Origin of the sequence: Nocardia jinanensis (assembly GCF_014645735.1) — a bacterium.
Lineage (GTDB): Bacteria > Actinomycetota > Actinomycetes > Mycobacteriales > Mycobacteriaceae > Nocardia > Nocardia jinanensis.
On the sequence record NZ_BMMH01000017.1, the window covers coordinates 70,830 to 93,921 of the forward strand.

Here is a 23,092-nt window from a genome sequence, read left to right on the forward strand (position 1 = left end):
GATCGGTTTCCTTTCACGCGGCGACCGGGTCGATACCCAGCGCGGAGAGCAGGGTGCGCCGGATGCGCTGGAATTCGGGCAGGCTCGGATCGCGCTGTTCGGGCAGTTCCACGGTCACATCCACCGCGATCACACCCTCCTCCAGCACCAGCACGCGGTCGGCGAGGGCGATGGCCTCGTCCACATCGTGGGTCACCAGCAACACCGTCGGGTCGCGGCGGCGGATCAGCGCCCGCAGCAGTTCGTGCATCTTGATCCGGGTGAGCGCGTCCAGCGCGCCGAACGGTTCGTCGGCCAGCAGTAGATCGGGTTCGTCGACCAGCGCGCGGGCCAGCGAGACCCGCTGCTGCTCACCACCGGACAGTTCCGCGGGCCAGGCCCGCTCCCGCCCGCTCAACCCCACTTCGGCCAGTACCCGCACCCCGTCGCCGCGCCGGCCGCGCGGCTGCCCGAACAGCACATTGGTCAGCACTCGCTGCCAAGGCAGCAGCCGCGAATCCTGGAATACGACCGAAGTCTTGTCCGGTACCCGCAGCGATCCCGACCCAGCCACGTCGTAGTCCAGGCCGGCCAGCGCCCGCAGCAGCGTGCTCTTACCCGATCCGCTGCGGCCGAGCAGTGCCACGAACTGCCCCTGCGGGATCCGCAGGTTCAGCCCGTCCAGGACGGTGCGGTCGCCGAAACTCCGGGTCAGCTCCCTTACCTGTACATCTAGCTCGCGATCGTCCGTCGCCACGACAGCACCTTTCGTTCCACCAGCCGGATGACCGCGTCCGAGAACAGACCGAAAGCGCCGTAGACGACGAGACCGACGAGGATCACATCGGCCTGACCGTAGTTCTGCGCATTGGTCATCATCTTGCCGAGACCGTCGATCGCGTTCACCGATTCGACGACGATCAGGATCAGCCAGGCACCGGTGACCGAGAGACGCAGTCCGAGGAAGAAACCCGGCAGCGATCCCGGGATGACGACCTGCCGGATGAAGGTCGCGCGGGAGACGCCCTGCACCTCCGCCAATTCCACCAGCCGTTTGTCGATGGTGGTCAGCGAGGCGTGGACCTGGATGTACATGTGCACGATCACCCCGAGAGTGATAAGCACGATCTTGAAGGTCTCCCCGATGCCCAGCCACAGGATCAACAGTGGAATGAGTCCCAGAGTGGGCACCGCGCGTTTGATCTGCACGGGGCCGTCCACGATGGATTCACCGAGCCGGGACAGACCGGAGACGAGTGCCAGCACGGTCCCGATCACCACGCCGATTCCGAGACCGAGCGCGGCCCGTTCCAGGGAGGCGGCGATATTGCTCAGCAGTACGCCGTCGGCGACGAGTTCCCAGCCGGTCCGCAGCACCGTCCACGGCGCGGCGAGTTTCCGTTCGTCGATGACTCCGGCGTAGACACCGGCCGTCCAGAGACCGAGCACCAGAACCACCCCGAACAGGCGGGCGAACGGTACCGATTTACGCAGGCCCAGCCTGCGTAGTGGCCGCCGGGCGACGAACCCGTCCGTGCGCACCGGTACAGCGACCGTGGTGCGGTCGAGCGCGATGGTCATTGCGACTCCTCGGTCCGGTACGGCGGCGCCACCGCGGCAGCGGCTATCCCCTCGAATCGCCGGTCGAACAATTCACCGGCATCGAAAGAATCACCGAAGAAACCCGATCCGGTTACCAGGTCGATTGTTTCCTGTTCCCATTCGATCGCGGCATCCCAATTGGTGGGAAAATAAGGCTTCTGAGTCGTCTTCAAAATACGACGACCATCCGCATCGGAAACTTCTTGGTCCTCGACGTAGTAGGACTTTATCCATTCTTCGGGATGTTCCCACGCCCATACTTCGCCACGCGCCCAGAATTCTACGAATTTCTTCGCGGCGGCGAGTTTCGCCGAATCCCGCAGGACCGCGGTGGGCGCCCACAGGACCGATAACGCATCCACGGCGTCGGTGGCGACCGCGGTGGCCCCCTGCGCGCGGTACTGGTCGAGGTATTTGGTGAGCGAGGGTTCGCCCAGCGGCGCGACATCGATCTGGCGGCCCTGCAGCGCGGTCAGGAACTGGGGGCTGTTCAGTTCCACGAGCTGCACTTCGTCCAGGGCGATCCCGGCGGCCTGCAGCGTCCGCAGCACCACCACGCCCTGGGCCTGGCCTGGGGAGAAGGCGATCTTCTTACCTCGCAGACCAGCGATATCGGTGATACCGGAACCGGGCGCCGTGGCGAGATGATAGTTCGGCAGCGAACGCTGCTTGACCCCGATGATCTTCGCGTCCAGACCGGTCGCATGCGCGTGGATCGGCGGAATTCCGGCATTGGACGCGATATCGACCGCGCCGCCACGGAAGGCCTGGATCACATCCGGACCGGCTTGGACCGCCGGCCAGTCGCTCACCGTGAACGGCAGGTCCGCCAGTTCGCCGGAGGTCTGCAGCGCCACCCGGGCGGTGCGAACCGAAATCGAGAGCGTGGTGCCCGGCGGCACCGAATCCGGTAATGCGGCGGTGAGCGCCACATCGCCGCCGCTGTCGGTGGCGCAGCCGGCCAGCAGACCGGCGGCGGCCAGCAGGACAGCTATTCTTCGCAGATTTTTGTGCACGTTGTTTTCCTGGGTCTGATTCCGGATCGGTTTACGCGGTTTTCCGTCACCGGGCGACAACGTGCGCATGATTTCACGGTCACAGCGAGATACATTTCCCTCATGAAATAACTGTGCCGAACCTCCGCGAAAGCGTCAATATTCGTCCGTATTAAAATTAGTACGAGTCAAACAGCGATCGCCGCCAGCGGCCGGTCGAAGAGCCGATGCAGCGCCACCGCGGCCGCCGCTGTCTCCAGCACCCGGCCCTGGAACGTGGAGCCGGCGATCAGCCGATCGGGCTCGATACCGGCGGCCGCCTGGTCTCCGACGGTGTCCAGGTAAGCCTGGCGGACCCCGGGCACCCGGGTGTAGGCGCGGTCGCTGATCACGACCGCGGCGGGGTCGAGCAGGTCGATGAGCGCGGCGAGCACCCCACCGAGCGTGACGGCACGCGCGCGGAACAACTCCTGGACCGCGGGATCCGCCGCCCGGTCCAGTAAGTCGGGGAAATCGCCGAAATCACCGAGCGACCGGTCACGGGCGGCGCGCAACAGGGCATGGTCGGCCAATCCCTCGAGTTCCGCGGGCGCGATCGGTCCGGTGCGGGTCCCGCCCAGCCAGCGCGCCAGCGATCCGGCCGCCGAGCGCGGTCCGTAGTGCACCCGCCCGTGGATCGCGAACGCCACATCGATCACATTGCCGACGAACAGCATGATCGAACTCGGCACCGCCCGGATGGTGCCGTAGAGCTGTTCGGCGTACATCAGCGCCCGGGTGTGGTTGTCCAGCGCGGTCGGCAGCCCCGTCGCCGCGGCCAGCCGGTCGCGTACCGGTACATCCCGCCAGCCGAGGAACGAGTGGTGCACGACGGTACCGGTTTCGGTATCGACCCAGCCGCCGGTCGCCACTCCGAGGCCGACGATCCGTTCGGTGCATTCGTCGCGTACCCGGCACACCTGCGCCGCCGCGAGATCGAGAATGCCCTCGGGCCCGGTACCCGGATGCGGGAAACGGCTGCTGCGCAGGACCGTTCCCGCGATATCCACCACCGCCACGGTGACATGCTCGGCCGCGATATGCACACCCATTACGACATTTCCGGCCGCGTTCAGTGCCAGCGGACTGTACGGTCGCCCGAGACCGGCGGAGGCGGTGGTCTCCGGGAGTTCCACCAGGAGGCCGGCCGCCAGCAACGCGCGGGACTGCCAGGTGAGCGTCGCGGGGGAGATCGAGGCATGCCGGGCGATCGCGCTGCGTGGCGCCGGCCCCAGTTCCAGTACCGCTCGGAGCACCGAACCCGCGCTGCCGTCCGCCATCGCCGCCACCTCTTCATCAACGCGTCGGCACGAACGCTAGCCACCGGTCACAGCGGCACGCAGGGTTGAGCGCACCATGATCCGAAGCGCGCCACTTACGCCTCACCCGGATCGGGTGACGACAGACCTCCGTGCTCGGGCCTACCGTTCGCGCATGGTCAGACCGCACGCCGACCCGCCTCACCCCGGCGCCGATTCCGCGACCCGATCCGTGCTCATGGACCACGGTGCCCGGCAGCGGAGTCTGACGCCGTTCGCGGCGCTCGCCGCCTTCGATCCGGCTCCTGACCGTGACCCCCTCGCTCTCCTAGAATCCCAGGTCCCCACCCGCGTCCCCGAGCTGGTGCCGGTGCGATACGGGCGCATGGCGGTCTCGCAGTTCTCGTTCTTCCGGGGTGCGGCGCTGGTGATGGCCGACGATCTGGCGCGGTCGCCGAATACCGGCCTGCACACTCAGCTGTGCGGGGACGCCCATCTGAGCAACTTCGGGCTGTACGCGACCCCGGAACGCAAACTCGCCTTCGATGTCAACGATTTCGACGAAACGTATCCGGGACCCTTCGAATGGGATGTGAAGAGACTCGTCGCCAGTCTCGCGATCGCCGCGCGCGACAACGGCTTCAAGAAGAAACTACGGCGGCGTATCACCCGCGCCTGCGTGGCCGAGTACCGCGAGACCATGACCTATCAGGCCGGGCGCGGCGAGCTCGCGGTCTGGTACTCCCATATCGATGCCGCCACGGATATGGCCGAACTGCGCGAGGTGCTGGATTCCTCGATGCGCAAACGCGTGCAGAAGACGATCGACAAAGCCTGGGGGCGCGATAGTTTCCAAGCGCTGTCCAAACTGACCACCCCCGCCGACGGGACACCGCGCATCGTCAGCATGCCGCCACTGATCGTCCCGGTCGAGGAGCTCTACGCCGACGCGGACGCCGAGAGGGTGCACCGGGGCCTGATGCGACGGCTGGACGACTATCGCGGCACCCTGCAACCCGACCGCCGGTTCCTGCTCGACCGGTTCGACTATGTGCACGCGGCCCGCAAAGTGGTCGGCGTGGGCAGTGTGGGCACCCGCACCTGGATCATCCTGCTGCACGGGCCGGGCAACGAACCGCTCTTCCTGCAGGCCAAGGAGGCGCAGCCCTCGGTACTCGCGCGCTATCTCGACGGACCCGAGTACACCGACCAGGGCGAACGCGTGGTGACCGGGCAGCGGCTGATGCAGGCGGCCAGCGATATCTTCCTGGGCTGGCAGCAGCGCCCCGGTCCCGACCCCGACGGCGTGACCCGCGATTTCTATATCCGTCAGCTCCGTGACGGTAAGGGGTCGGCCGTGATCGAGACCATGTCGCCGGATCTGATGGCGCTCTACGGCAGGTTGTGCGCGCGGGTGCTCGGCCAGGCCCACGCGCGCGGCGGTGACCGTTTCGCCATCGCCGGATACCTGGGCTCCGACGACGAATTCGACGACGCGATCGCACAGTTCGCCGAGGATTACGCGGATCGGAACGCCCTCGACCACGCGGAACTGCGCCGGGCGATCGACGACGGAAAGATCACCGCCTCGCTCGGCACCGAGTAACCACGCTGGATTCGGCTCAGTTCACGACGGCGAAAGCGAAACCGTCCCATCCCTTCGCGCCGACCGTCTGGACAACGGTGGCGTCCAGGCGCGGTTCGCCGGCCAGCAACTGTAGGAGTTCCCGGCTCGCCCGCACCGCGGGGTCGTTGTTGTCCGCGTCGGCCAGCCCGCCCCCGCGCACCACGTTGTCGACCACGACTACGGCACCCGGCCGGGTCAACCGCAACGCCCACTGCACGTAGTTGGAGTTGTTCACCTTGTCCGCGTCGATGAACACCAGGTCGTAGGGGTCCGGCTGTTCGCCGGCGAGCACCGGCAGACTGTCCAGCGCCGCACCGACCCGGATATCCACCCGGTCACCGACTTCGGCGCGATCCAGATTCGTCCGGGCCACCTCGGCGTGCCGCGGCTCGAATTCGAGGGTCGTCACCCGGCCTCCGGCACCGACACCGCGTGCCAGCCACAGGGTGCTGAAACCGCCCAGGGTGCCGATTTCCAGCACCCGCCGCGCCCGGATGGATCTGGCCAGCAGGTAGAGGAATTTGCCCTGTGCCTCGGAAACATCGATGGCGGGCAACCCCGCGTCGGCATTGGCCCGCAGGGTCGCGGTCGTCTCGTCGTCGCGGGCCAGCTGATCCACCACGTACCGGTCCACAGCAGCCCAATCCGGTGTGCTCATATCCGCAGTCTGCCACCATCCGGTCCGGACCGGTGGACCCAGAGACCGCACCCGCGCTACCGCACCCCGATCGGTTTGCCGAAGAACGAGGCAACCGCCGGGATCGCCTCGTCCCGGCTGTTGTTCGACCGGTAGGAGACCTGCCAGGCGTCGACCGACAGCGGGATCAGCCCGAATTCGCGACGTTCACCCACCGGACCGCGATGATCTCGCCGGGTCGCCGCGCGGCGACCGCTTCGGCCGGCGGCAGATAGAAGCCGGGATCCAGTTCCGGGGGCAGCGGCAGCACCCGGGCGGGTTCGATCGGCGGAGTCGCCGGGTCGGCGATCGCGGGACCGGAACAGCATCCGCCGCTCGGCCCGGCGTTCGGCGACGGACCGGCGGGCGTAGCGATGTCTGGTACGCGCGCTACTCGACCGTGCCACCCCCGGCGATACCGAACAGCAAGGCTTCGATACCCGCCCGGAATATCGCGTCGGCATCCACGGCGGCCCCGGCGGCGGCGTCGGCGCGAGCGAAGAGTTCGGACAGATGGGGATAGTCACCGTGACGCAGCAGCACCGCGATCTGGTCGGCACCGCCGGCCGCCGGAACCACCTGCCCCGCGGCCTCCTGCCCGGAGAAGACCGTCACCCAGCCCGAGAGCATCGCGATACCGGTCATCGTGGCGGCCGGTTCGAGCCGCGCCGGGGCCAGCACCGCGGCCATATGGTCGAGATAGCGCAGGCCGTTCGGGCCCAGGCCAGCGGGGCTCACCCCGATCATCCAGGGGTGGCGGCGGTACATGGCGCGCGCCTGACCGGCGACCGACAGGACATCGGCGCGCAGATCCCCGGTGGTGGGCTCGAATTCGTACTCCCCCGCCACCCGGTCGTACATCAGTGAGACCAGATCGTCTTTTCCCGAGACGTAGCGGTACAGCGACGCCGCTCCGGTGCCGAGCTCCTCGGCGACCCGGCGCATCGACAGCGCCCGCAGACCCTCGCCGTCGGCGAGCCGGACGCATACCGCGGCGATGTCGTCGAGGCTCAGGCCGGGCCGCGGGCCGGGTCTGGGATCACCGGCGCGCGACCACAGCGTGTTCGTCGGATCAGCGGATGGCACTGGGTAAGCATGCCTCGAGCCAGTTGCGAACATCGTTCGCATTCGGCTAACTTCTATTGCGAACAGTGTTCCCAATGAAGGAGTAGTCATGACCGCGATCGAGGTCGAAGGGCTGACCAAGAGGTACGGCGAACGCACCGTGGTCGACACTGTCGACCTGCGCGTGGACCCCGGTCGCGTCCACGCGCTGCTCGGGCCGAACGGTTCGGGCAAGACCACGACCGTGCGGATGCTCGCCACCCTGCTACGGCCCGACAGCGGCCACGCCCGGATCGCCGGCTACGACACGGTGCGCGAGACCGGAGAGGTCGCGCGCCGGATCGGGCTGGTCGGCCAGTTCCACGCGGTCGACCCACGGCTGACCGGACTGGAGAACCTCACCCTGTTCGGCCGGATGAACGGACTGCCCGGCAGGCAGGCACGAATTCACGCCGGCGAGCTCCTGGACCGGTTCGACCTGGCCCACGCCGCCGACCGGCTCGCCCGCGACTACTCCGGCGGAATGCGCCGCCGCCTCGATATCGTCGCCGCCATGGTGGTGCGTCCCGCCGTCCTGTTCCTGGACGAGCCCACCACCGCGCTCGATCCGCGTAGCCGTAATCAGATCTACAGCTACGTCGCCGATTTCGTGGCCGAGGGCACCACCGTGCTGCTCACCACCCAATATCTGGACGAGGCCGAACGGCTGGCCGATACGGTCACCATCCTGGACGCGGGCCGTGTCGTCGCCACCGGCACACCACGGACCCTCACCGCGGAAATCGGTGGGGGCGTGGAACTGGTCGCCGATCCGCGACGCCACGACGAGATCACCCGCGTACTGGAGGATTTCGGCGGCCGGCCGGTGGGCGACACACCGGCGTCCGCGGATCCGGCGGCGCCACTGTCCTACACGTTCCACACCGCCGATGTTCCGCTGCTGCCGATCCTGCGGGCACTCGACGAGATCGGTATCGATATCCACGATATCGGCCGCCGCCGCGCCACTCTCGACGACGCCTTCCTGGCCCTGACCGGCCCCGAACCGAGGACAACCCCGTGACCGCGACACTCCCCGCCCGCGTACCTTCCCTTCTCTCCGCGACCGCCATAACCTTCGGCCGGATCATGTCGGCCTATCGCCACTCGCCCGCGCTGCTCGCGGTGACCCTCGCCGCGCCCGCGGGAATGATGCTGCTGTTCGGGTTCGTCTTCGGCGGCGCGCTGTCCGGCGACGGCGATACCGCGGCCTACCGGTCCTACCTCACACCGGGCGTGCTGGTCCTGGTGGCGGCCATGGGCCTGGCCGCCACGGCGTCGACCGCGAACGCCGATATGGCCAGCGGTCTCACCGACCGCTTCCGCGCCCTGCCGCTACCCACCGTCTCGATACCGGCGGGTCTGGCCCTCGCGGAGACCCTGACCGGCGGACTCGCCCTGCTGATCATGGCGGGTATCGGGCTGGCGGCGGGCTGGCGGATCGACACCGGAATCGGCGCGACGACCGCCGCGTTCGCCTTGCTGCTACTGTTCCGGTTCGCGATCGGCTGGGTCGGGATCTGCCTGGGCGTACTCATCAGGGACGAACAGATGCTCCAGCAGGTGGCGCCCCTCATCTTCGGCACCATCATGTTCTCGAATGTGTTCGTACCCACCGAATCCATGCCCGGCGCCGTACGGGCGGTCGCGGAATGGAACCCGGTGAGCGCGATCGTGGCCGCGGCACGCGACCTGTTCGGCGCGCCGGGCACCGTCGCCGCGGACGCGGCCTGGCCGTTGCGCGAGCCGATCGCGGCGTCGCTGCTCTGGGTCGCCGTGATCCTGGCGGTGACGGTACCGGTGGTCCTGCGGCAGTACGGCGCGGTGCGGCGCGGGTGAGCGGCCCTCACTCCGCGGTGCCACCCAGCGCCGGGTTGCACCCGCCCCCGGCACCTCGGCAAGCTGGCTCCGTGACGATCTCCCTACCACCCGATGTGGTGGACAACATCCGGACGATCTTCACCGAACGTGGCGAGCGCTGGCTGGCGCAACTGCCCGCGACGGTGGCCCGGTTGTGCCGCGACTGGGAACTGGAAGTGATCGGAGCGTCCTTCACGGGCGGCACCCATTCCTTCGTGGCTCCGGTACGCCGGGCCGACGGCGGTGTCGCGGTACTCAAGGTCCCGGTGATCGACGAGGAGGACGCCGGTGAGGCCGCGGGTATGTACTGCTATCGCGGCGAAGGTGCCGCGTATCTCTACGAATTCGATCCGGACAGCCGCGCGCTGCTGCTGGAATGGGCGCGCCCCGGCACCCCGCTGGTCGGCCAGCCACCCATCCCACTGGAGGGCAGGCCGGAACACGCGGACGCGGTACAGGCCGCCTGCGCCCTGTACCGGCGGCTACGCCGTCCACCCACCGGGCTGCCCTCCGGATATCCCCCGCTACCACTGGTCTCCGATATCGTGGCGGACTGGTCGGAGCGGCTGACCGGCCCCGCGCTCCTCGGTTACCTCACCGATGAGCTGGCCGGCCCGGCCCGCGACCGGTGCGCCGCGATGGCGGTACCGGACGGGCCGGAGCTGATAGTCAATCGGGATACACATCTGGGAAATATCGTCGCCTCCGAACGCGAACCGTGGTTGCTGATCGATCCGAAGGCCTATCTGGGCGAGGCGGCCTTCGACGCCGGTTTCCTGATCCTGAAAATGGTGGAGTCACACCCGGACCCGGATCCACGGATCGCCCACCGCATGGTCGCCGCCGCCGCAGACGGTCTCGAGGTGGACCGGGAGCGCGCCCGCGGCTGGGCCTTCCTGCGCGCCGTGGAGGAGATCGCCTGGTCCCTCGAGGACGACAGACCCGGCGACGCGGCCCGCTACCGCCGGGTGGCGGCCGCCCTGTCGTGAATGTGCCGGGCCGCGCCGGGATTCGCGGCCGTGACGCGCCCGCCCCGCCGAGCCAGTATCGTGATGACGCTGATCGCGTCGGCCGGCAGCAGGGGCCGGCCGATCCCGATCGAGGGGATGGTCACAATGCGCTGGTACGACGTGGCCGCGTGCGGACCCGAATCGTTCTCGGAACTCGCCGACGGATTCGTGCCCATGGCACACGAATTCGATGATCGCGAGGACTGGCACGCCGGACTCACCGCCCAGGAGTCGAGCACCTATCACCTGCTGCGCTGGGACCAGCACGGAAATCGCCTGTGTCATCGGACGCGCCGGCATATCCGCGACATCCCCGGCGACGATTTCTTCTGGGTCGTCGTACCCGACCGTGGTGACTTCGCGATACGTTTCGACGATCAGGTGACATCCGTCCCGACCGGGCACGCGGTCGTGGTGGGGCTGGAGATACCGTGCCGGCTGCGCATACCCGATTCGGCGGCCTACGCGTTCCAGGTGCCGCGCACCGAGATCGAGCACCGGGTGCGACCGCGCACGCATATGAACCTGGTCTTCGAGATGAACCGGGGTCTGGGCCGGATCGCCGCGGATATGATCCGCGCCGCCCATGCCGAACAGTCCCGGTTGTCCGAACGCGAATTCAACGCGGTCTGCGATCGGGTCGTCGAATTGCTGTGCATGCTCGCGGTCGGCGAGACGAAACCACAAGCGGCGCACCGTGCTCAGGTCGCCGAGAGCATCCGGCGCCATCTGCGCGCGCATATCGGCAGATCCGATGTGCGCCTGCCCGCGGTCGCGCACGCGCTCGGCTGGTCGCCCCGGCAGTTGCGGGTGGTACTGCACGAGGACGGAACGACCTTCCGGGACCTGCGCCGCGAGGAAGCCCTGCGGGTGGCGCGCGAGCTCCTGACGGACCCACGCGCCACCATGACCATCGCGGAACTGGCGACCCGCTGCGGTTTCACAGCCGCCTGGTTCTCCGCGGCGTTCAAGGAGCGATACGGCGTCACGCCCCGGGAGTTCCGGCGCAGCAGGCGCGCCGAACCTCCGGGCTTCGCGGACGCGACGCCGCCGGACGGAACCCGTTCCTAGGAAGCGGAATTCAGCCGTACCGGGAGTTTCTCCGGACCCACCGTGCTGATCTGCACCGTGTACTCGATCTCGGTGGTGGGCACGGCCAGGACCAGCTTCGGGTAGCGGGTGAACAGCGTCTGCAACGCGATCCGGCTCTCCAGCCGGGCCAGCGGTGCGCCCAGGCAGAAATGCGGTCCGCGGCCGAACGCGAGCTGGTCGCGGTGCTCGTGGTCGATATCGAACACCTCGGCGTCGGGATAGCGCAGCGGGTCCCGGCCGACGCCACCGTGCCACAGCGTCGGTGTGCCCGCGGGGATGTCGACCCCGGCGACGGTCACATCTTCCAAGGGGTAGCGCATGAGCGCACCCACCACCGAGGAGCGGTAGCGCAGCGCCTCCTCCACCACATCGGCCCAGCGATCCTCGGCCCGGGCCCGCGCGAGCTGGCCGGGATGCTCCCGCAGCGCGATCACGGCATTGCCCAGCAAATGGACCGTCGTCTCGTGACCGGCGACGATCACCAGCCACAGCATGCCGACCAGTTCCTCGTCGGTCAGTTCGTTCTCCGCGTTGGCCGCCAGCAGCGCCGAGGTCAGATCGTCGCCGGGTTCGGCCCGTTTGCGAGCGAGCAGTTCGAAGAAATAGCCGCCCATCGCCGCCATGGCCGCCTGCGTTTCCGCACCGGTACTGGTGACCGAGACAATCGTCAGCGTCCAGGCTTTCAGCTGCGGCTGCTCGTGCACCGGTACCCCGAACAGATCGCAGATCACCCGGACAGGCAACGGTGTGGTGTAGTTCGAGATCAGGTCGATCTCTTCGGTCTCGGGAAAATTGTCGATGAGTTCGTCGGCGATCTGCTGGATCCGCGGTTCCAGCGCCGCGATCCGGGCGGGAGTGAAGGCCTTGTTGATCGTCTGACGCAACCGGCGATGCGCGGCACCGTCCTGGTTGAGCATGTGTTCGGCGTCGGTCAACGCGCGCAGCGGCCAGTCGGCGGGAATCCGGCCGTCGCGCAGCGCCGGGCAATTCGACGGGTGCTTGGCGAAAAGCTTGTCGTCGAGCACCGCGCCGGCGGCACGATGGCTGACCGCGAGGTAGGCACCGACTCCGCCGGGCAGTTCGATGGGCACGATCTCACCCGCGCGCAGGATCCGCTCGTGCGTCTCGAGAATCGACTCGCCGGGGGTCGGAAGCTGGATGACTTGTTCGGACATGCTGTCTCCCTGAGTTCTCGGTGCGATCAGGGAGAGTGTCGAATGCCGGACCGACGGGCACAATCGGGGCGCCACATCCTGCCCCGCACCGGTATTCCGCAGCACCGGAACGTAATTGCGACGTACCGGACCCGGGCGCGGGCCGCACTACTCGGCGTGTTTGCGGACCCGCACACCGTGCACGGTGCCGGCCGATGCCGGGCGGGCATTGTCGATGGTGAAGGTCACCCGGTCCGGCCGATAACGGTCCTCCCCGAATTCGAGCGGCACCCCGGCCGCCGACAAGGTGTGCCGCCGCTCCCGCAGCAGCGGAGTGCCCGCAGGGTCGCCAGGGCAACTTCGGTCATATCTGTACGACCCCGCAGACCGGCGTCGCCCTCGACTACGCCCTGGCCGCACGGGAGAGGTGGCTGCGTCTCGCCGACCTGGCCGGGTTCGAGGTCGCGCGAAGCGGAACACTGGCGGTAGCCCGCACCGCCGCCGAACTCGGAGTGCTCGAGGAGTTCGCGGCCGACCGTGGATCCGAACAGGTGCGCCTGCACAGCCGGGCCGAGGTGGCCCGGCAGTTCGCACCGGCCGCAGAGCCGGGTCACCCGGGCCGGGGAGATCAGCCCGCCGCGGTCTCGATCACCGCGGTGACATCGCCCGGCCGCGAGACCAGCGACGCGTGCGAGGCATCGAGTTCAGTGGTCTGCGCCCCCATCCGCTCGGCCATGAACCGCTGCGAGGCCGGCGGGATGACCCGGTCGTGCTGGGAGACCAGGAACCAACTCGGTTTACCCGCCCACGACGGCGCGCCGGAGGGCTCCAGGTTGGCGGCCAGGGCGATCGACTGCTGATGGGCGAGCATATCGGCGGCGGTAGCGTCGTCGACGTCCTGCGCGAACACATCGTGGAAGTACTCGGGCGCCACATACCCGTCGAGATTGCGTCCCGCGATGCCCTGCGGATCGTCGACGACCTTCACTTGTAACGCCGGAGGCAGCAGCTGACTACCGGGGTACTGGATCGGGTTCAGTGCCAGCTGCGCGATTTCCCCCTGAGCTGGGGCGAAGGCCGCGACGTAGACCATGGATACGACATCGGAGTCGTGCACATTGCTGATCACGAACCCCCCATAGGAGTGGCCCACCAGCACGATGGGCCCGGCGACGGTGTCGAGGGTTCGCTGGATGGCAGCGGCGTCATGCGCCGGGCCGCGCAGCGGGTTCTCCGGGGCCAGTACCCGGTAGCCCTGCCCGCGCAGTTGCGCGGCCACACGATCCCAGCTCGTGGGATCGGCGAAGGCGCCGTGCACCAGGACCACCGTCGGCCGGGGTGCGGCGGAGGCGGGCATCGCGACGGCCGCCAGCGCGACGATCGCGATGATCACGGTCAACAGAGCGGTACGCAACATGCGGATGATGGTCATGGATTTCCCTGTCCGGTCTCGTTTCGGTTTTTCACGAATGCGAGCAGTCCGGCGCGAACGACGCGCAGCGCCGTACAGGTGATACGGATGATCAGTGTAGCGGGGCGAGCCCCGGGCGAAAACGTGATCCGCCCTCCGGACCCCCAGGCGCAGGAGCCACCTCGCTGTCGCCGACCGAATGAAGGCCGTGCTCCCGGGCAGGCGATCACCACTCTTGCCACTGCGCCGAGAGGGGAGCAGGGTGAAGGCACCGGTGGCGCCACCGGGGCGTTGCCTCGAGCAGAGAGGGGGTGGATCGTGTTCGCGCGATCTACCACTATTCAGGCGCAACCCTCAGCTATCGATGCCGGGATTGCGCATATGCGAGATATCGTTCTGCCCGCACTACGGGAACTCCCCGGGTGTTTCGGGCTGTCGTTGCTGGTCGACCGGGACAACGGGCACTGTATCGCCACCAGCGCCTGGGAATCCGAGGACGCTATGCACGACAGCGCGGAGCGGATCGGCCCGATCCGCGACCGCGCGCTGGAGATCTTCGGCGGTAGCGCACAGATCGAGGAATGGGAGATCGCGGGCCTGCATCGGGCTCATCACGCGAACGAGGGCGCATGCGTGCGCGCGACCTGGGTCAAGACCGATCCGAGCCGTCTCGATTCGGCCGTCGAGATCTACAAGGCCGGCACCCTGCCCGCCATCGAGGACCTGGAGGGGTTCTGCAGCGCGAGCCTGATGATCAACCGGAGGTCCGGCCGCGCCGTATCGTGCACCAGTTTCGACAGCGCCGCGGCGATGGCGGCCAACCGTGAGCAGTCGGCTTCGCTACGGGTCGATGCTGCCCGGCGGACGGGCGTCGCGGCTCTCGACGTGCGGGAGTTCGAACTGGCACTCGCCCACCTGCGGGTTCCGGAAATGGCCTGATCGCAATCATTCGTATCGCCCGGAACGGCCGGAGAGCGCCGGCCCGGTCGTTCCGGGCGTGGCCGATGCGCTGTCATCGTTCGCCGGTGACCGCGGCCGATCGACCTACTGCACCTCTCCTGTGGTGAGGCCGATCCCGGCGGCGAGGTCGGTGAGTACCGCGTCGAACAGCACCTCCGGATCGCTCACCGGCATCGGGTAGTTACCGAACACTTCCAAGGTGACGTGCCCGTAGAGCCGCGCCCACATCGTCATCATCAGATACGCCACACCCAGGTCGAGTTTCTCGGCCGGAAACTTCTGCCCTGATCGCGCCAGCACGGCGAGCAATTCTTCCTGGAATACGATCAGATCCGCACGCAGCGCGGCGGGAATCAGGTCGGTCGGCGGGGTCGCCAGATCATAGGTCGCCAGCAGCCGGCCCGCGGCTTCCAGGAAGACCAGCCCGAACGATTCGTCGAACCGGCGCAACCCACCCGCACCGCCGTCCGCCGGGGAGGCGAACACCAGGGTGAACTCGTTGCGGTGCGCCAGCGCCCAATGCCGGAATCCCCGGCAGATGGCGAACAACCGGATCACCCCGTCGTCGGGCAATTCGGCCACTTGGACGGCGAGATCCTCGGCCAGATGGATACAGATATCGCGGCGCACCGCTGCCACCAGGTCTTCCCTGGACGAGTAGTAGCGGTACAGCGCGGGCGCGGTGACGCCCAGGTCGCGCGCGATGGCGCGCAGGGTCAGCGCCTCGGTACCCCGGTCGACCAAGAGCTCCCTGGCCACCCGCCGGATGTCCACGTCACTGACCGCGGGCATCCGGCCCCGCCGCGCGGGTTGTGTCATTCGTATGCGACCTGCCAGTTCTTGATTCCGTTCAGCCAACCCGACCGTAGCCGAACGGGTTCGGCGACCTGCCGCAGGTTCGGCATCACATCGGCGATGGCGTTGAAGATCAGATCCAGTTGCAGGCGAGCCAGATTCGCACCGACGCAGTAGTGGGTGCCGGTGCCGCCGAAGCCCACGTGCGGATTCGGGTTACGGGTGACGTCCAGCCGGAAGGGATCGGTGATATGTTCCTCGTCGAAATTGGCCGAAGCGTAGAACAGGCCGACCCGCTGCCCCTTCGGGATGGCTCGACCGCCGATCTCGGTGTCCTGCAGCGTGGTGCGCTGGAAGGCGATGACCGGGGTGGACCAGCGCACGATCTCGTCCGGCGCGGTACGCGGCCGCTCCGCCTTGTACAACTCCCACTGGTCGGGGAAGTCGATGAACGCCTTCATCCCGTGCGTGGTGGCGTTACGGGTGGTCTCGTTACCGGCCACCGCGAGCAGGATCACGAACCACGCGAATTCTTCCGAGCCCAGGGATTCGCCGTCGATATCGGCGTTGACCAGCTGACTGACGATATCGTCGGCCGGACATTTGCGGCGTTCCTCGGCGAGGTTCCACGAGTAACCCATGATCTCCGCGGTGGCCATCCTGTGGTTACCGTCGAATTCGGGGTCGTCGTAGCCCATCATCTGATTGGACCAGTCGAACAGTTTGCCGCGGTCCTCCTGCGGAACACCCAGCAGTTCCGCGATGGCCTGCAGCGGCAGTTCGCAGGCGATCTGCTGCACGAAATCGCCGCCACCGGTCTTCTTCGCCTCGTGCACGATCCGCTCGGCCCGCTCGTGCAGGGCGTCGCGCAGGCTCTGCACGGCCCGCGGGGTGAAGCCGCGGGAGATGATGCGACGCAGTTTGTCGTGCTCGGGCGGGTCGGTGTTGACCAGCATGGCGCGCTGGATATCGATCTCCTCGCGCGCGATATCGCCGTTGAAGCGGATCACCGCGGTATTGGCGTTGGTGGAGAAGACCTCGGAGTTCTTCGAGATCTCCCTGATGTGTTGGAGCTTGCTGACCACCCAGTAGCCGCCGTCGTCGAACCCGCTCACCCCGTTCGGCTGATCGACCCACCATACGGGGGCGGTCCGGCGGAGTTCGGCCCATTCCTCGATGGGCAGCCGGGCCGCCAACAGGTCGGGGTCGGTGAAATCGAAGTCATGCGAGAGGGACGTCGTTGTCATATTGCCTCCTTGCAGGAACCCTGTAATCGAGAGTGAACCACACCACATCTCATTTGTGAACACGGTTTAGTAAATAGCGTTCACATAACTGGCCCGCAGCCGGATCGCGACCTTTTGGCAAATATTTCGCTACTTTCTCCGAGCTGCCCTCGATACGCTGGGTGAACACGGCCCGGGACCGCACAATGAGAAGTTCAGTCCGATCACTCCCTGGCTATTCTGGTAGCCGCATGAGCACAACTCCCGACACTTCCGGAGGACGAAGCACATGACCACCATGGAGATGCCGCACGTCAGCGAATGCACAGTGAACAGCTGTTCGTACAACCACGACGGTTGCCACGCCTATGCGATCAATGTCTCCGGCCACGACGGCAGCGCCGACTGCGCCACCTTCATCCCGCTCGCGGTCCGGGGCGGCCTGGACACCGTCACCAGCATGGTCGGCGCCTGCCAGCGCGCCGACTGCGTGCACAACGCCGACCTCGAATGCACCGCCGGCGAGATCCGGGTCGGCCCGGGCAGCGCCGATCACTCGGCCCGCTGCCTGACCTACACCCCCCGCTGACGGAATCACCCGGTCACCGGCAAACCTCTATGCCACCAGCGCGCTCGCCAGCGCCGCACCGGCCCGATCATGCACCCGGCCGGTGACCGATCGTTCCCGGCAGACGAGCCGATACCCGGAAACAGACCTCCCCGGCAACCGGACGCGGATCGCGCGCCCTCACCACGGACCCCGGCCGAACAAGATCGGGAGCGTGGGAGAATCGGGGCCGGAAACGAACGGCGTCAACGTGCCGACTGTCGTGATCTGAACCGCGTCGGTCACAGTTCCGGGGATATCCGGCGCCTTCGGCGGCGGCCAGAACGAATAGACCTCCGGATCCAGATCCGGACCGATGAGGCGTCCGGTCGCCATGGCGGTGTGCGCGTTCCCCTCTCCCCACCCCTCCCACATGATCAGATCACCACGTTTCGGGCGCGGCGCACCGCGATCGCCCATGACGAGGTGCTGCGTATCGTGCGGTAGGGTCGCCCGTTGCATCTGCTGCGGAAAGTCGTACGGCAGGAAACCGTCCTGCCTGGCACGCAGGGCTCTACGTCCGGAGATCGACCGGTATTGCGCACGGACCTGTGCGTGCGTGAGCACCTTCGCCTCGACCGCCACCCGCATGATCATTTCCCGGCAGTTCATACCGGACTTCGGACCCAACGGCGGCAGCGGACCTTCCTTCTTCGCCAGGGCCCATCGCTCGAAGTCGCGATAGGGCAGGAACCTCGGCAGGAAGTTCGTCCACATCGCCTGCTCCCCGGACAAATGTATCCGGTGCAGCGCATCGGCTACGACCAGCGGGGCGTCGCGATCCGCGGACGAACCCGGAGGCACGACCGCATCCCCCACACCGCCGGACTCGTCGCTCCATCGGAGATCGCGAGCGAGCCGTTTGTCGAGATCCTCCCTGTCGTCGGCCAACCGCTCCAGCCCCGCGCCGGTTTTCCGCAGTGGTTGTTCGGAGACGTGTCCGGCACCTGCTATGGCATCGCGGACCCGTCGGTGCATCTCGGAAACGAGCCGACCGAACAATTCGGTCCTCCACTCGCGACTGGGCATAGAGCATTCCGCGCCTGGGTAAGACCTCTATCCTATGAGACTTCCGTGCGCCGAACCATCCGTTCGAGCGCCCGACAGATCCAGAGCGGATCCCGTAGACGATGCCCCGCTCGTCCACCGCGTCGGACTTCATCTGGATCTCGGTGTACCGCCGGATCTCCGCCGGCCCGATACATCCGTTGATGACAAGAGGGACGTCGTGGCACCCCACCCGGCCGGGCACCCCGAGCTCGGATCCGCGCCGGGTGGGCACGGAGGACGCCTACTGCCGAATGCCGATGCCCGGCTGGACACGCGCATGCGATGAGTGACAGCCGAACACCGGGATCGCCTTACTTCGTGAGACCCGCTTCGCCCCACACACCGTTACCCGCCTGGCTGCAGCTCTCCAAATTCCCGCCGACGAACAGGAAACTGATCGTCAGGTTCTGCACACCCGCGACGGATACATCCACCGTCGGCGATTGGCCCACCGCAACGTTGCCGGAGGAATAGATCGATTTCCCGTCGGCGATCACCCCGAACTGGAGTACCGATTGGGAATTGCCGCCCTCGGCGATGCCGATTGTCGAGGAGAATCGCGACCATTCGCGATTCAGGTTGTAGGTGTGGCTCACCTCGGTATCGCAACCGCTGAACTGCTGATAGATCGAATGCGGGTAGGAGGCGCCGTTGACCGGCATGGTCCCGGTATATGCCGTTCCACTGGTGGGTGACATATCCGCCAGATACTGCTTGGGCAGCGAGGCGGCCGGCGGCGGTGCCGGCGCGGCCGGGACGGCGGCACTCTCGCTCGTCGTAATCGACTGTGCGGTATCGGATTCCGCGTCCGTGGAACCGGCACCGACAAGCAGCGAGACCACCAGCCCGACGACAGCCAGCGCGATACCCGCTCCCGTTACGAGCAATATCCCACGCTCCGCGCCCCGGGCGCTCTTACCGGGCTCGGCGCTGGTCGCCAGCGAATTGGGGCGCGGGATCGGCCCGCGAGTGGGTTCGGTTGGGTTGGACACGCGCACACTCTTCTTCGACGGAACTCGACGGAGCCCGGCCGGGCGCCGCAGCAGAGATATACCACGCCGGGCGGGGCGATGGAATTGGAGCGCTTCGCTCGATTGTCCGGCTCGCCCGCGCACGATTCGAATTTCCCGTGCTCGGCGGCCGGATATCGAAAAGATCGGCGGCCTTTGACTTTTCATGGGACCGGACCGAGGGCAGGCATCAGGGAGGTAGCACCGGTACAGCCGCGCCACCCATGTGCCGATTCCCGTCCCGGAACCCACCTGAAACGATTCGATACGTACTGTACCGTTTATACCATGACCGCCGACACCGACCGACCCCGAAACCTAGGGGTGACCCAAGTCCGATTCGCCCGTCCCACCGACCGGCTCGACGAGGTGGTCAGGTTCTATATCGAAGGCCTGGGCCTGCGCGAGCTGTACCGATTCGAGAACCACGTCGGCTACGGCGGCCGGCAGGTCGTACTCGTCCCCCGGCCGGTGTTCTGATGGCGGGCCGCACGCGCGACGCACGGATCGATATCGCGGTGCTGGCCGCCGCGCGAGCCCTGCTCGACACCGCGGGGTACGCGGGACTGACCATCGGACAGGTCGCCGCGACCGCCGGTATCCATCGCCCGGCCATCTATCGGCGCTGGCCCTCCAAACGGCATCTGGTGGTCGCGGTGGTCGCCGATCTGCTCGGACTCGAACCGACACCCGATACCGGCGATCTGCGCGCGGATCTGGTGCGCTCCATGCGGGAGCTGGTCGCCGCGTTACGCGATACCTCGCTGGGCCGGGTGCTACCCGCGCTGGTCGCCGATCTCGCCGCCGATCCGGAGTTGCGTGAACAGCTGTGGTCCAGGGTATTCGGCCCGCGCCGCGACAGCACGGCACGGGCCCTGCGTTCGGCGATCGATCGCGGGGAGATCGACGCGGCCGCCGATATCGATTTCGTCCTCGACGCGGTAGCCGCGCCGATCTACTTCCGGGCGCTGTTCGGGCACCTTCCGATGTCCGACGACCTCGCCGACCGGTCGGTCGACACGATCCTCGCCGCACTACGACCCCGGCCCTGAACACTTCCCGACGTCGGCGCAATGCTCGCGCCGGCGGGCCGGACGGATGCGTCACAACGTGCCGCAGGTCACCGCGCCGGGAAGGAACGGGCGGTACGGTAGTCTCTCGGTAGTACCTGCGCCAGATGCGCACACACGTACTCCTCCGTCGCGGATTTCAGCCTTTCGCGTCGGGACCCGCGGCGCCGCCACCTCGAGTAGGCGCGGACAGACGGTCCGAACGGACGCCGCGGTATCACCTCCGATGCCGAAAGGCGCCCATATCTTCATGCCTGCCAACACTGCTGCCGTGCAGTCCTTCGCCGACCTCGGCGTGCCCGCCGATATCGTCCGCGCACTCGCCGACGGCGGTATCACTCAGCCCTTCCCCATCCAGAGCGCGTCGCTGCCCGACACCCTCGCCGGCCGGGACGTCCTCGGCCGCGGGAAGACCGGTAGCGGGAAAACTCTCGCATTCGGTATTCCGGTTGTCGCGCTGCTCGCCGACGCGCGGCGTGCACCCGGGCGGCCCACCGGGCTGATCCTCGCGCCCACTCGTGAACTCGCGACCCAGATCGCCGCCGCCCTTGCCCCGCTGGCCGAGATCCGTGGTCTCCGGGTCACCACCGTGTTCGGTGGCGTGCCGGTGAACCGGCAGATCAAGACGCTCAAGCAGGGTGTCGATATCGTCGTCGCCTGCCCCGGCCGGCTCGAAGATCTGATGAAACAGCGGGCGCTGTCGCTGGACGCGGTGCGCATCACCGTGCTCGACGAAGCCGACCATATGGCCGATCTCGGGTTCCTTCCCGGTGTGACCCGGATCCTCAACGCGACACCGCGCGACGCCCAGCGACTGCTGTTCTCGGCCACGCTGGACAACGGCGTCGGGAAGCTCGTCGACCGGTTCATGCACGACCCTGTGTCGCATTCGGTCGACGAAGCCGCCGCACCGCCGCCGAAGATGGAGCATCATGTCTTCGAGGTCGACGGCGCCGCGGCCAAGAAAGAACTCGTCCGGGCCCTGGCGGCCGGTAGCGGCCGACGCATTCTGTTCATGCGTACGAAGCACCACGCCCGCCGACTCGCCGGCGAACTGACACGCGCCGGTATCGCGGCCGTCGACCTGCACGGGAACCTCTCCCAGCCGGCCCGCGACCGTAATCTCGCCGCCTTCGCCGCGGGCACCGCCCAGGTGATGGTCGCGACCGATATCGCGGCCCGCGGTATCCACGTCGACGATCTCGAACTGGTCGTCCACGTCGATCCGCCCGCCGAACACAAGGCATACCTGCACCGTTCCGGCCGCACCGCCCGTGCGGGCACCGCCGGCACCGTGGTCACACTGGTGTTGCCCGAGCAGCGCAAGGATGTCGCGGTGCTGCTGCGGAAAGCCGGTATCACGGTGAGCCCGCGCGCGGTGACCCCCGATTCGCCGGTTCTCGTCGGTCTCGCGGACTACTCCGTGGCCGCCGAACCCGCGCGGCCACGACAGACCGCTGCCGAACTGGACGCCGACCGCGCGACCACCGGCGGCAGGCGTGGACAGCGCGGCCGCCGCGGCGGACCGGGCGCACGCGCCGGCGACCACTCCGATTCGACGAGGTCGGGAGCGCGCGAGACTGCCGGTGAACGGAACCGGCCGGAAGGCGCCGGTAAGCGATCGAGGCAGGGCGAACGGTCGGGCGCGGCCGAACATGCCGGTGCGCGCGGATCGAGCGGCCGGCGCGGGAATGCCGCGGGACGGGCCGGGAATCGGGCCGCCGCATCGGGCCACGAAGCCCGGCAGCCCGCCGCGGGCGCGCGCAAACAACAGGCGTCCGGTGCGAAGCGTGCCACGGATTCGGCCCGTACCGGCGGCGGGAAGTCCGCCTCCGGTCACTTCGACTCGGCGCAGGGCCAGCGGCGGCCACGCCGGGCCACCCGGCCGGCCGGGTGAGTGCGAACGACGCGTAGCGAAACCGTCGGCCGCACGGCGTAGGACCGGACCGCAGTTCGGATCGACGAATCCGGCGGTGCACCGAACGAAGCCCCCCGACCGGCCGCATCGTTGTTCCAGAGGTGTCTGCCTCGGGCAGTGGCGGCCGGTCGATCGTCGTGAAACACCGCGCGGCCCCGGGCCGACCGCCGCGTCACCAGCGGTCGGCCCGGAGCGCCCGGGGTTCATCGTGACGACCGACCGGGTTCCGGCGTCATGCGTCGTGCGATCGGCCGCCCGGTCCGCTACCGGGCGGGCGGCGACCGAGCCGGGCGCTGTTCCGACAGCGGCGACCTGACCCACCGCCACCCGTCACGACTTACTTCCTCATATGCCCTGCGAGGTGCGCCTCGGGGATCATGGCCGCGTCTCCCAGGCAGCCGTCGCCCATGATCTCCGGGCCCGGCCCGAGGACCGACCGCAGTCGATTCGTACGATCGAAACTGCCTATCGCAGGGCCGCGCACGGCCGCTTCGCGGCGACACTGGCCCCATGAGAGCTGTGACGCAGTGGGCGGACGACACCACCGAGTTCCGCCCCGACCGGGCGTTTTCCGTGCGAGGCGAGCACATCTACCGCCGACCGGACGCGGTGCCCATGCCCGCCACCGGTGAGCTGCCGAGCTGAGGG

General features: G+C 67.8%; 26 protein-coding genes. 11 read left to right on the forward strand and 15 right to left on the reverse strand.

Going from position 1 to position 23,092, the window contains the following annotated elements:
* Nucleotides 1–13: 13 nt before the first annotated feature.
* The 4 genes from IEY68_RS28475 to IEY68_RS28490 form a co-directional block, all read right to left on the reverse strand.
* Nucleotides 14–736: an ABC transporter ATP-binding protein gene (locus tag IEY68_RS28475; protein WP_063000163.1), complete on the reverse strand. Its 723-nt coding sequence runs from the start codon at nucleotides 734–736 to the stop codon at nucleotides 14–16.
* Nucleotides 712–1,560: an ABC transporter permease gene (locus IEY68_RS28480; protein ID WP_063000161.1), complete on the reverse strand. Its 849-nt coding sequence runs from the start codon at nucleotides 1,558–1,560 to the stop codon at nucleotides 712–714. Before IEY68_RS28480 ends, IEY68_RS28475 begins: the two co-directional genes overlap by 25 nt.
* Entirely contained in the window at nucleotides 1,557–2,666 is a 1,110-nt protein-coding gene (locus IEY68_RS28485; RefSeq protein WP_189094531.1) for an ABC transporter substrate-binding protein, read from the reverse strand. The genes IEY68_RS28480 and IEY68_RS28485 overlap by 4 nt, the downstream gene beginning before the upstream one ends.
* A 98-nt stretch (nucleotides 2,667–2,764) precedes the next feature.
* Nucleotides 2,765–3,895 (reverse strand): ROK family transcriptional regulator, encoded by a 1,131-nt coding sequence (locus tag IEY68_RS28490; RefSeq protein WP_063916419.1) that lies wholly within the window; start codon nucleotides 3,893–3,895, stop codon nucleotides 2,765–2,767.
* Nucleotides 3,896–4,049: 154 nt separating this feature from the next.
* Here IEY68_RS28490 and IEY68_RS28495 point away from each other — a divergent pair, with 154 nt between their 5' ends.
* Nucleotides 4,050–5,480, forward strand: a complete 1,431-nt coding sequence (locus IEY68_RS28495; protein ID WP_063000157.1) for a DUF2252 domain-containing protein — start codon at nucleotides 4,050–4,052, stop codon at nucleotides 5,478–5,480.
* Between the two features lie 16 nt (nucleotides 5,481–5,496).
* Here the strand turns inward: IEY68_RS28495 and IEY68_RS28500 are convergent, their stop codons facing one another.
* The 4 genes from IEY68_RS28500 to IEY68_RS28510 form a co-directional block, all read right to left on the reverse strand.
* Nucleotides 5,497–6,159, reverse strand: a complete 663-nt coding sequence (locus IEY68_RS28500; RefSeq protein WP_063000185.1) for an O-methyltransferase — start codon at nucleotides 6,157–6,159, stop codon at nucleotides 5,497–5,499.
* A 56-nt stretch (nucleotides 6,160–6,215) separates the two neighbouring features.
* Complete coding sequence (locus tag IEY68_RS37195) at nucleotides 6,216–6,353, reverse strand: hypothetical protein (protein WP_373293028.1); 138 nt, start codon at nucleotides 6,351–6,353, stop codon at nucleotides 6,216–6,218.
* Nucleotides 6,326–6,448, reverse strand: coding sequence for a hypothetical protein (locus IEY68_RS37200; protein ID WP_373293029.1), 123 nt, complete (start codon nucleotides 6,446–6,448; stop codon nucleotides 6,326–6,328). The genes IEY68_RS37195 and IEY68_RS37200 overlap by 28 nt, the downstream gene beginning before the upstream one ends.
* A gap of 119 nt (nucleotides 6,449–6,567) precedes the next feature.
* On the reverse strand, nucleotides 6,568–7,263 hold the full coding sequence (locus IEY68_RS28510) for a TetR/AcrR family transcriptional regulator (RefSeq protein WP_229719089.1): 696 nt from the start codon (nucleotides 7,261–7,263) through the stop codon (nucleotides 6,568–6,570).
* An 88-nt stretch (nucleotides 7,264–7,351) separates the two neighbouring features.
* Here IEY68_RS28510 and IEY68_RS28515 point away from each other — a divergent pair, with 88 nt between their 5' ends.
* The 4 genes from IEY68_RS28515 (at nucleotide 7,352) to IEY68_RS28530 (ending at nucleotide 11,222) form a co-directional block, all read left to right on the forward strand.
* Nucleotides 7,352–8,305: an ATP-binding cassette domain-containing protein gene (locus IEY68_RS28515; protein ID WP_063000155.1), complete on the forward strand. Its 954-nt coding sequence runs from the start codon at nucleotides 7,352–7,354 to the stop codon at nucleotides 8,303–8,305.
* On the forward strand, nucleotides 8,302–9,120 hold the full coding sequence (locus IEY68_RS28520; RefSeq protein ID WP_063000153.1) for an ABC transporter permease: 819 nt from the start codon (nucleotides 8,302–8,304) through the stop codon (nucleotides 9,118–9,120). Before IEY68_RS28515 ends, IEY68_RS28520 begins: the two co-directional genes overlap by 4 nt.
* Nucleotides 9,121–9,191: 71 nt before the next feature.
* The gene (locus IEY68_RS28525; protein ID WP_063000151.1) at nucleotides 9,192–10,130 is read left to right on the forward strand and encodes an aminoglycoside phosphotransferase family protein; all 939 of its coding nucleotides are present in this window, start codon (nucleotides 9,192–9,194) and stop codon (nucleotides 10,128–10,130) included.
* A gap of 63 nt (nucleotides 10,131–10,193) precedes the next feature.
* Nucleotides 10,194–11,222, forward strand: coding sequence for a helix-turn-helix transcriptional regulator (locus IEY68_RS28530; protein WP_189094532.1), 1,029 nt, complete (start codon nucleotides 10,194–10,196; stop codon nucleotides 11,220–11,222).
* Here the strand turns inward: IEY68_RS28530 and IEY68_RS28535 are convergent.
* The 3 genes from IEY68_RS28535 to IEY68_RS28540 form a co-directional block, all read right to left on the reverse strand.
* On the reverse strand, nucleotides 11,219–12,418 hold the full coding sequence (locus IEY68_RS28535) for a cytochrome P450 family protein (protein WP_189094533.1): 1,200 nt from the start codon (nucleotides 12,416–12,418) through the stop codon (nucleotides 11,219–11,221). The genes IEY68_RS28530 and IEY68_RS28535 overlap by 4 nt on opposite strands.
* Before the next feature lie 147 nt (nucleotides 12,419–12,565).
* Nucleotides 12,566–12,688 (reverse strand): hypothetical protein, encoded by a 123-nt coding sequence (locus IEY68_RS36860; RefSeq protein ID WP_268241633.1) that lies wholly within the window; start codon nucleotides 12,686–12,688, stop codon nucleotides 12,566–12,568.
* A 337-nt stretch (nucleotides 12,689–13,025) separates the two neighbouring features.
* Entirely contained in the window at nucleotides 13,026–13,829 is an 804-nt protein-coding gene (locus IEY68_RS28540; RefSeq protein WP_063000143.1) for an alpha/beta fold hydrolase, read from the reverse strand.
* Nucleotides 13,830–14,126: 297 nt separating this feature from the next.
* Here IEY68_RS28540 and IEY68_RS28545 point away from each other — a divergent pair, with 297 nt between their 5' ends.
* Nucleotides 14,127–14,747: an antibiotic biosynthesis monooxygenase gene (locus IEY68_RS28545; protein ID WP_189094534.1), complete on the forward strand. Its 621-nt coding sequence runs from the start codon at nucleotides 14,127–14,129 to the stop codon at nucleotides 14,745–14,747.
* Nucleotides 14,748–14,852: 105 nt separating this feature from the next.
* On the opposite strand, the gene IEY68_RS28550 is transcribed toward IEY68_RS28545, so the two are convergent.
* Together IEY68_RS28550 and IEY68_RS28555 are read right to left on the reverse strand one after the other, a co-directional pair.
* A complete protein-coding gene (locus IEY68_RS28550; protein WP_063000139.1) occupies nucleotides 14,853–15,587 on the reverse strand; it encodes a TetR/AcrR family transcriptional regulator in 735 nt (244 codons plus the stop codon).
* Nucleotides 15,584–16,810 carry a cytochrome P450 gene (locus IEY68_RS28555; protein WP_063000137.1) on the reverse strand — a complete coding sequence of 409 codons (1,227 nt, stop codon included), beginning with the start codon at nucleotides 16,808–16,810 and terminating at the stop codon, nucleotides 15,584–15,586. Before IEY68_RS28555 ends, IEY68_RS28550 begins: the two co-directional genes overlap by 4 nt.
* 268 nt (nucleotides 16,811–17,078) lie before the next feature.
* Here IEY68_RS28555 and IEY68_RS28560 point away from each other — a divergent pair, with 268 nt between their 5' ends.
* Nucleotides 17,079–17,378, forward strand: a complete 300-nt coding sequence (locus tag IEY68_RS28560; RefSeq protein ID WP_063000135.1) for a DUF1540 domain-containing protein — start codon at nucleotides 17,079–17,081, stop codon at nucleotides 17,376–17,378.
* A 159-nt stretch (nucleotides 17,379–17,537) separates the two neighbouring features.
* Here IEY68_RS28560 and IEY68_RS28565 read toward each other — a convergent pair whose 3' ends face one another.
* Nucleotides 17,538–18,374, reverse strand: a complete 837-nt coding sequence (locus IEY68_RS28565) for a hypothetical protein (RefSeq protein WP_189094535.1) — start codon at nucleotides 18,372–18,374, stop codon at nucleotides 17,538–17,540.
* Between the two features lie 383 nt (nucleotides 18,375–18,757).
* Nucleotides 18,758–19,438 carry an NPCBM/NEW2 domain-containing protein gene (locus IEY68_RS28570; RefSeq protein ID WP_063000131.1) on the reverse strand — a complete coding sequence of 227 codons (681 nt, stop codon included), beginning with the start codon at nucleotides 19,436–19,438 and terminating at the stop codon, nucleotides 18,758–18,760.
* Between the two features lie 306 nt (nucleotides 19,439–19,744).
* Here IEY68_RS28570 and IEY68_RS28575 point away from each other — a divergent pair, with 306 nt between their 5' ends.
* The 4 genes from IEY68_RS28575 (at nucleotide 19,745) to IEY68_RS36865 (ending at nucleotide 23,089) form a co-directional block, all read left to right on the forward strand.
* Nucleotides 19,745–19,936, forward strand: coding sequence for a hypothetical protein (locus IEY68_RS28575; RefSeq protein ID WP_063000129.1), 192 nt, complete (start codon nucleotides 19,745–19,747; stop codon nucleotides 19,934–19,936).
* Nucleotides 19,936–20,508 (forward strand): TetR/AcrR family transcriptional regulator, encoded by a 573-nt coding sequence (locus IEY68_RS28580; protein WP_063000127.1) that lies wholly within the window; start codon nucleotides 19,936–19,938, stop codon nucleotides 20,506–20,508. Before IEY68_RS28575 ends, IEY68_RS28580 begins: the two co-directional genes overlap by 1 nt.
* Before the next feature lie 268 nt (nucleotides 20,509–20,776).
* A complete protein-coding gene (locus IEY68_RS28585) occupies nucleotides 20,777–22,423 on the forward strand; it encodes a DEAD/DEAH box helicase (protein WP_189094536.1) in 1,647 nt (548 codons plus the stop codon).
* Nucleotides 22,424–22,954: 531 nt separating this feature from the next.
* Nucleotides 22,955–23,089, forward strand: a complete 135-nt coding sequence (locus tag IEY68_RS36865) for a hypothetical protein (RefSeq protein ID WP_268241634.1) — start codon at nucleotides 22,955–22,957, stop codon at nucleotides 23,087–23,089.
* Nucleotides 23,090–23,092 lie beyond the last annotated feature (3 nt).

Excerpts from the sequence above, each read along its gene's own strand:
- IEY68_RS28565 (WP_189094535.1), bottom strand. The coding sequence starts at position 18,374 with ATGCACCGACGGGTCCGCGATGCCATAGCAGGTGCCGGACACGTCTCC.
- IEY68_RS28535 (WP_189094533.1), bottom strand. The coding sequence starts at position 12,418 with ATGTCCGAACAAGTCATCCAGCTTCCGACCCCCGGCGAGTCGATTCTC.
- IEY68_RS28485 (WP_189094531.1), bottom strand. The coding sequence starts at position 2,666 with ATGCGCACGTTGTCGCCCGGTGACGGAAAACCGCGTAAACCGATCCGG.
- IEY68_RS28530 (WP_189094532.1), top strand. The coding sequence starts at position 10,194 with ATGACGCTGATCGCGTCGGCCGGCAGCAGGGGCCGGCCGATCCCGATC.
- IEY68_RS28490 (WP_063916419.1), bottom strand. The coding sequence starts at position 3,895 with ATGGCGGACGGCAGCGCGGGTTCGGTGCTCCGAGCGGTACTGGAACTG.
- IEY68_RS28575 (WP_063000129.1), top strand. The coding sequence starts at position 19,745 with ATGACCGCCGACACCGACCGACCCCGAAACCTAGGGGTGACCCAAGTC.
- IEY68_RS28515 (WP_063000155.1), top strand. The coding sequence starts at position 7,352 with ATGACCGCGATCGAGGTCGAAGGGCTGACCAAGAGGTACGGCGAACGC.
- IEY68_RS28555 (WP_063000137.1), bottom strand. The coding sequence starts at position 16,810 with ATGACAACGACGTCCCTCTCGCATGACTTCGATTTCACCGACCCCGAC.
- IEY68_RS28550 (WP_063000139.1), bottom strand. The coding sequence starts at position 15,587 with ATGACACAACCCGCGCGGCGGGGCCGGATGCCCGCGGTCAGTGACGTG.
- IEY68_RS28585 (WP_189094536.1), top strand. The coding sequence starts at position 20,777 with ATGCCTGCCAACACTGCTGCCGTGCAGTCCTTCGCCGACCTCGGCGTG.
- IEY68_RS28495 (WP_063000157.1), top strand. The coding sequence starts at position 4,050 with ATGGTCAGACCGCACGCCGACCCGCCTCACCCCGGCGCCGATTCCGCG.
- IEY68_RS28500 (WP_063000185.1), bottom strand. The coding sequence starts at position 6,159 with ATGAGCACACCGGATTGGGCTGCTGTGGACCGGTACGTGGTGGATCAG.
- IEY68_RS28480 (WP_063000161.1), bottom strand. The coding sequence starts at position 1,560 with ATGACCATCGCGCTCGACCGCACCACGGTCGCTGTACCGGTGCGCACG.
- IEY68_RS28560 (WP_063000135.1), top strand. The coding sequence starts at position 17,079 with ATGACCACCATGGAGATGCCGCACGTCAGCGAATGCACAGTGAACAGC.
- IEY68_RS36865 (WP_268241634.1), top strand. The coding sequence starts at position 22,955 with ATGAGAGCTGTGACGCAGTGGGCGGACGACACCACCGAGTTCCGCCCC.
- IEY68_RS28540 (WP_063000143.1), bottom strand. The coding sequence starts at position 13,829 with ATGACCATCATCCGCATGTTGCGTACCGCTCTGTTGACCGTGATCATC.
- IEY68_RS28580 (WP_063000127.1), top strand. The coding sequence starts at position 19,936 with ATGGCGGGCCGCACGCGCGACGCACGGATCGATATCGCGGTGCTGGCC.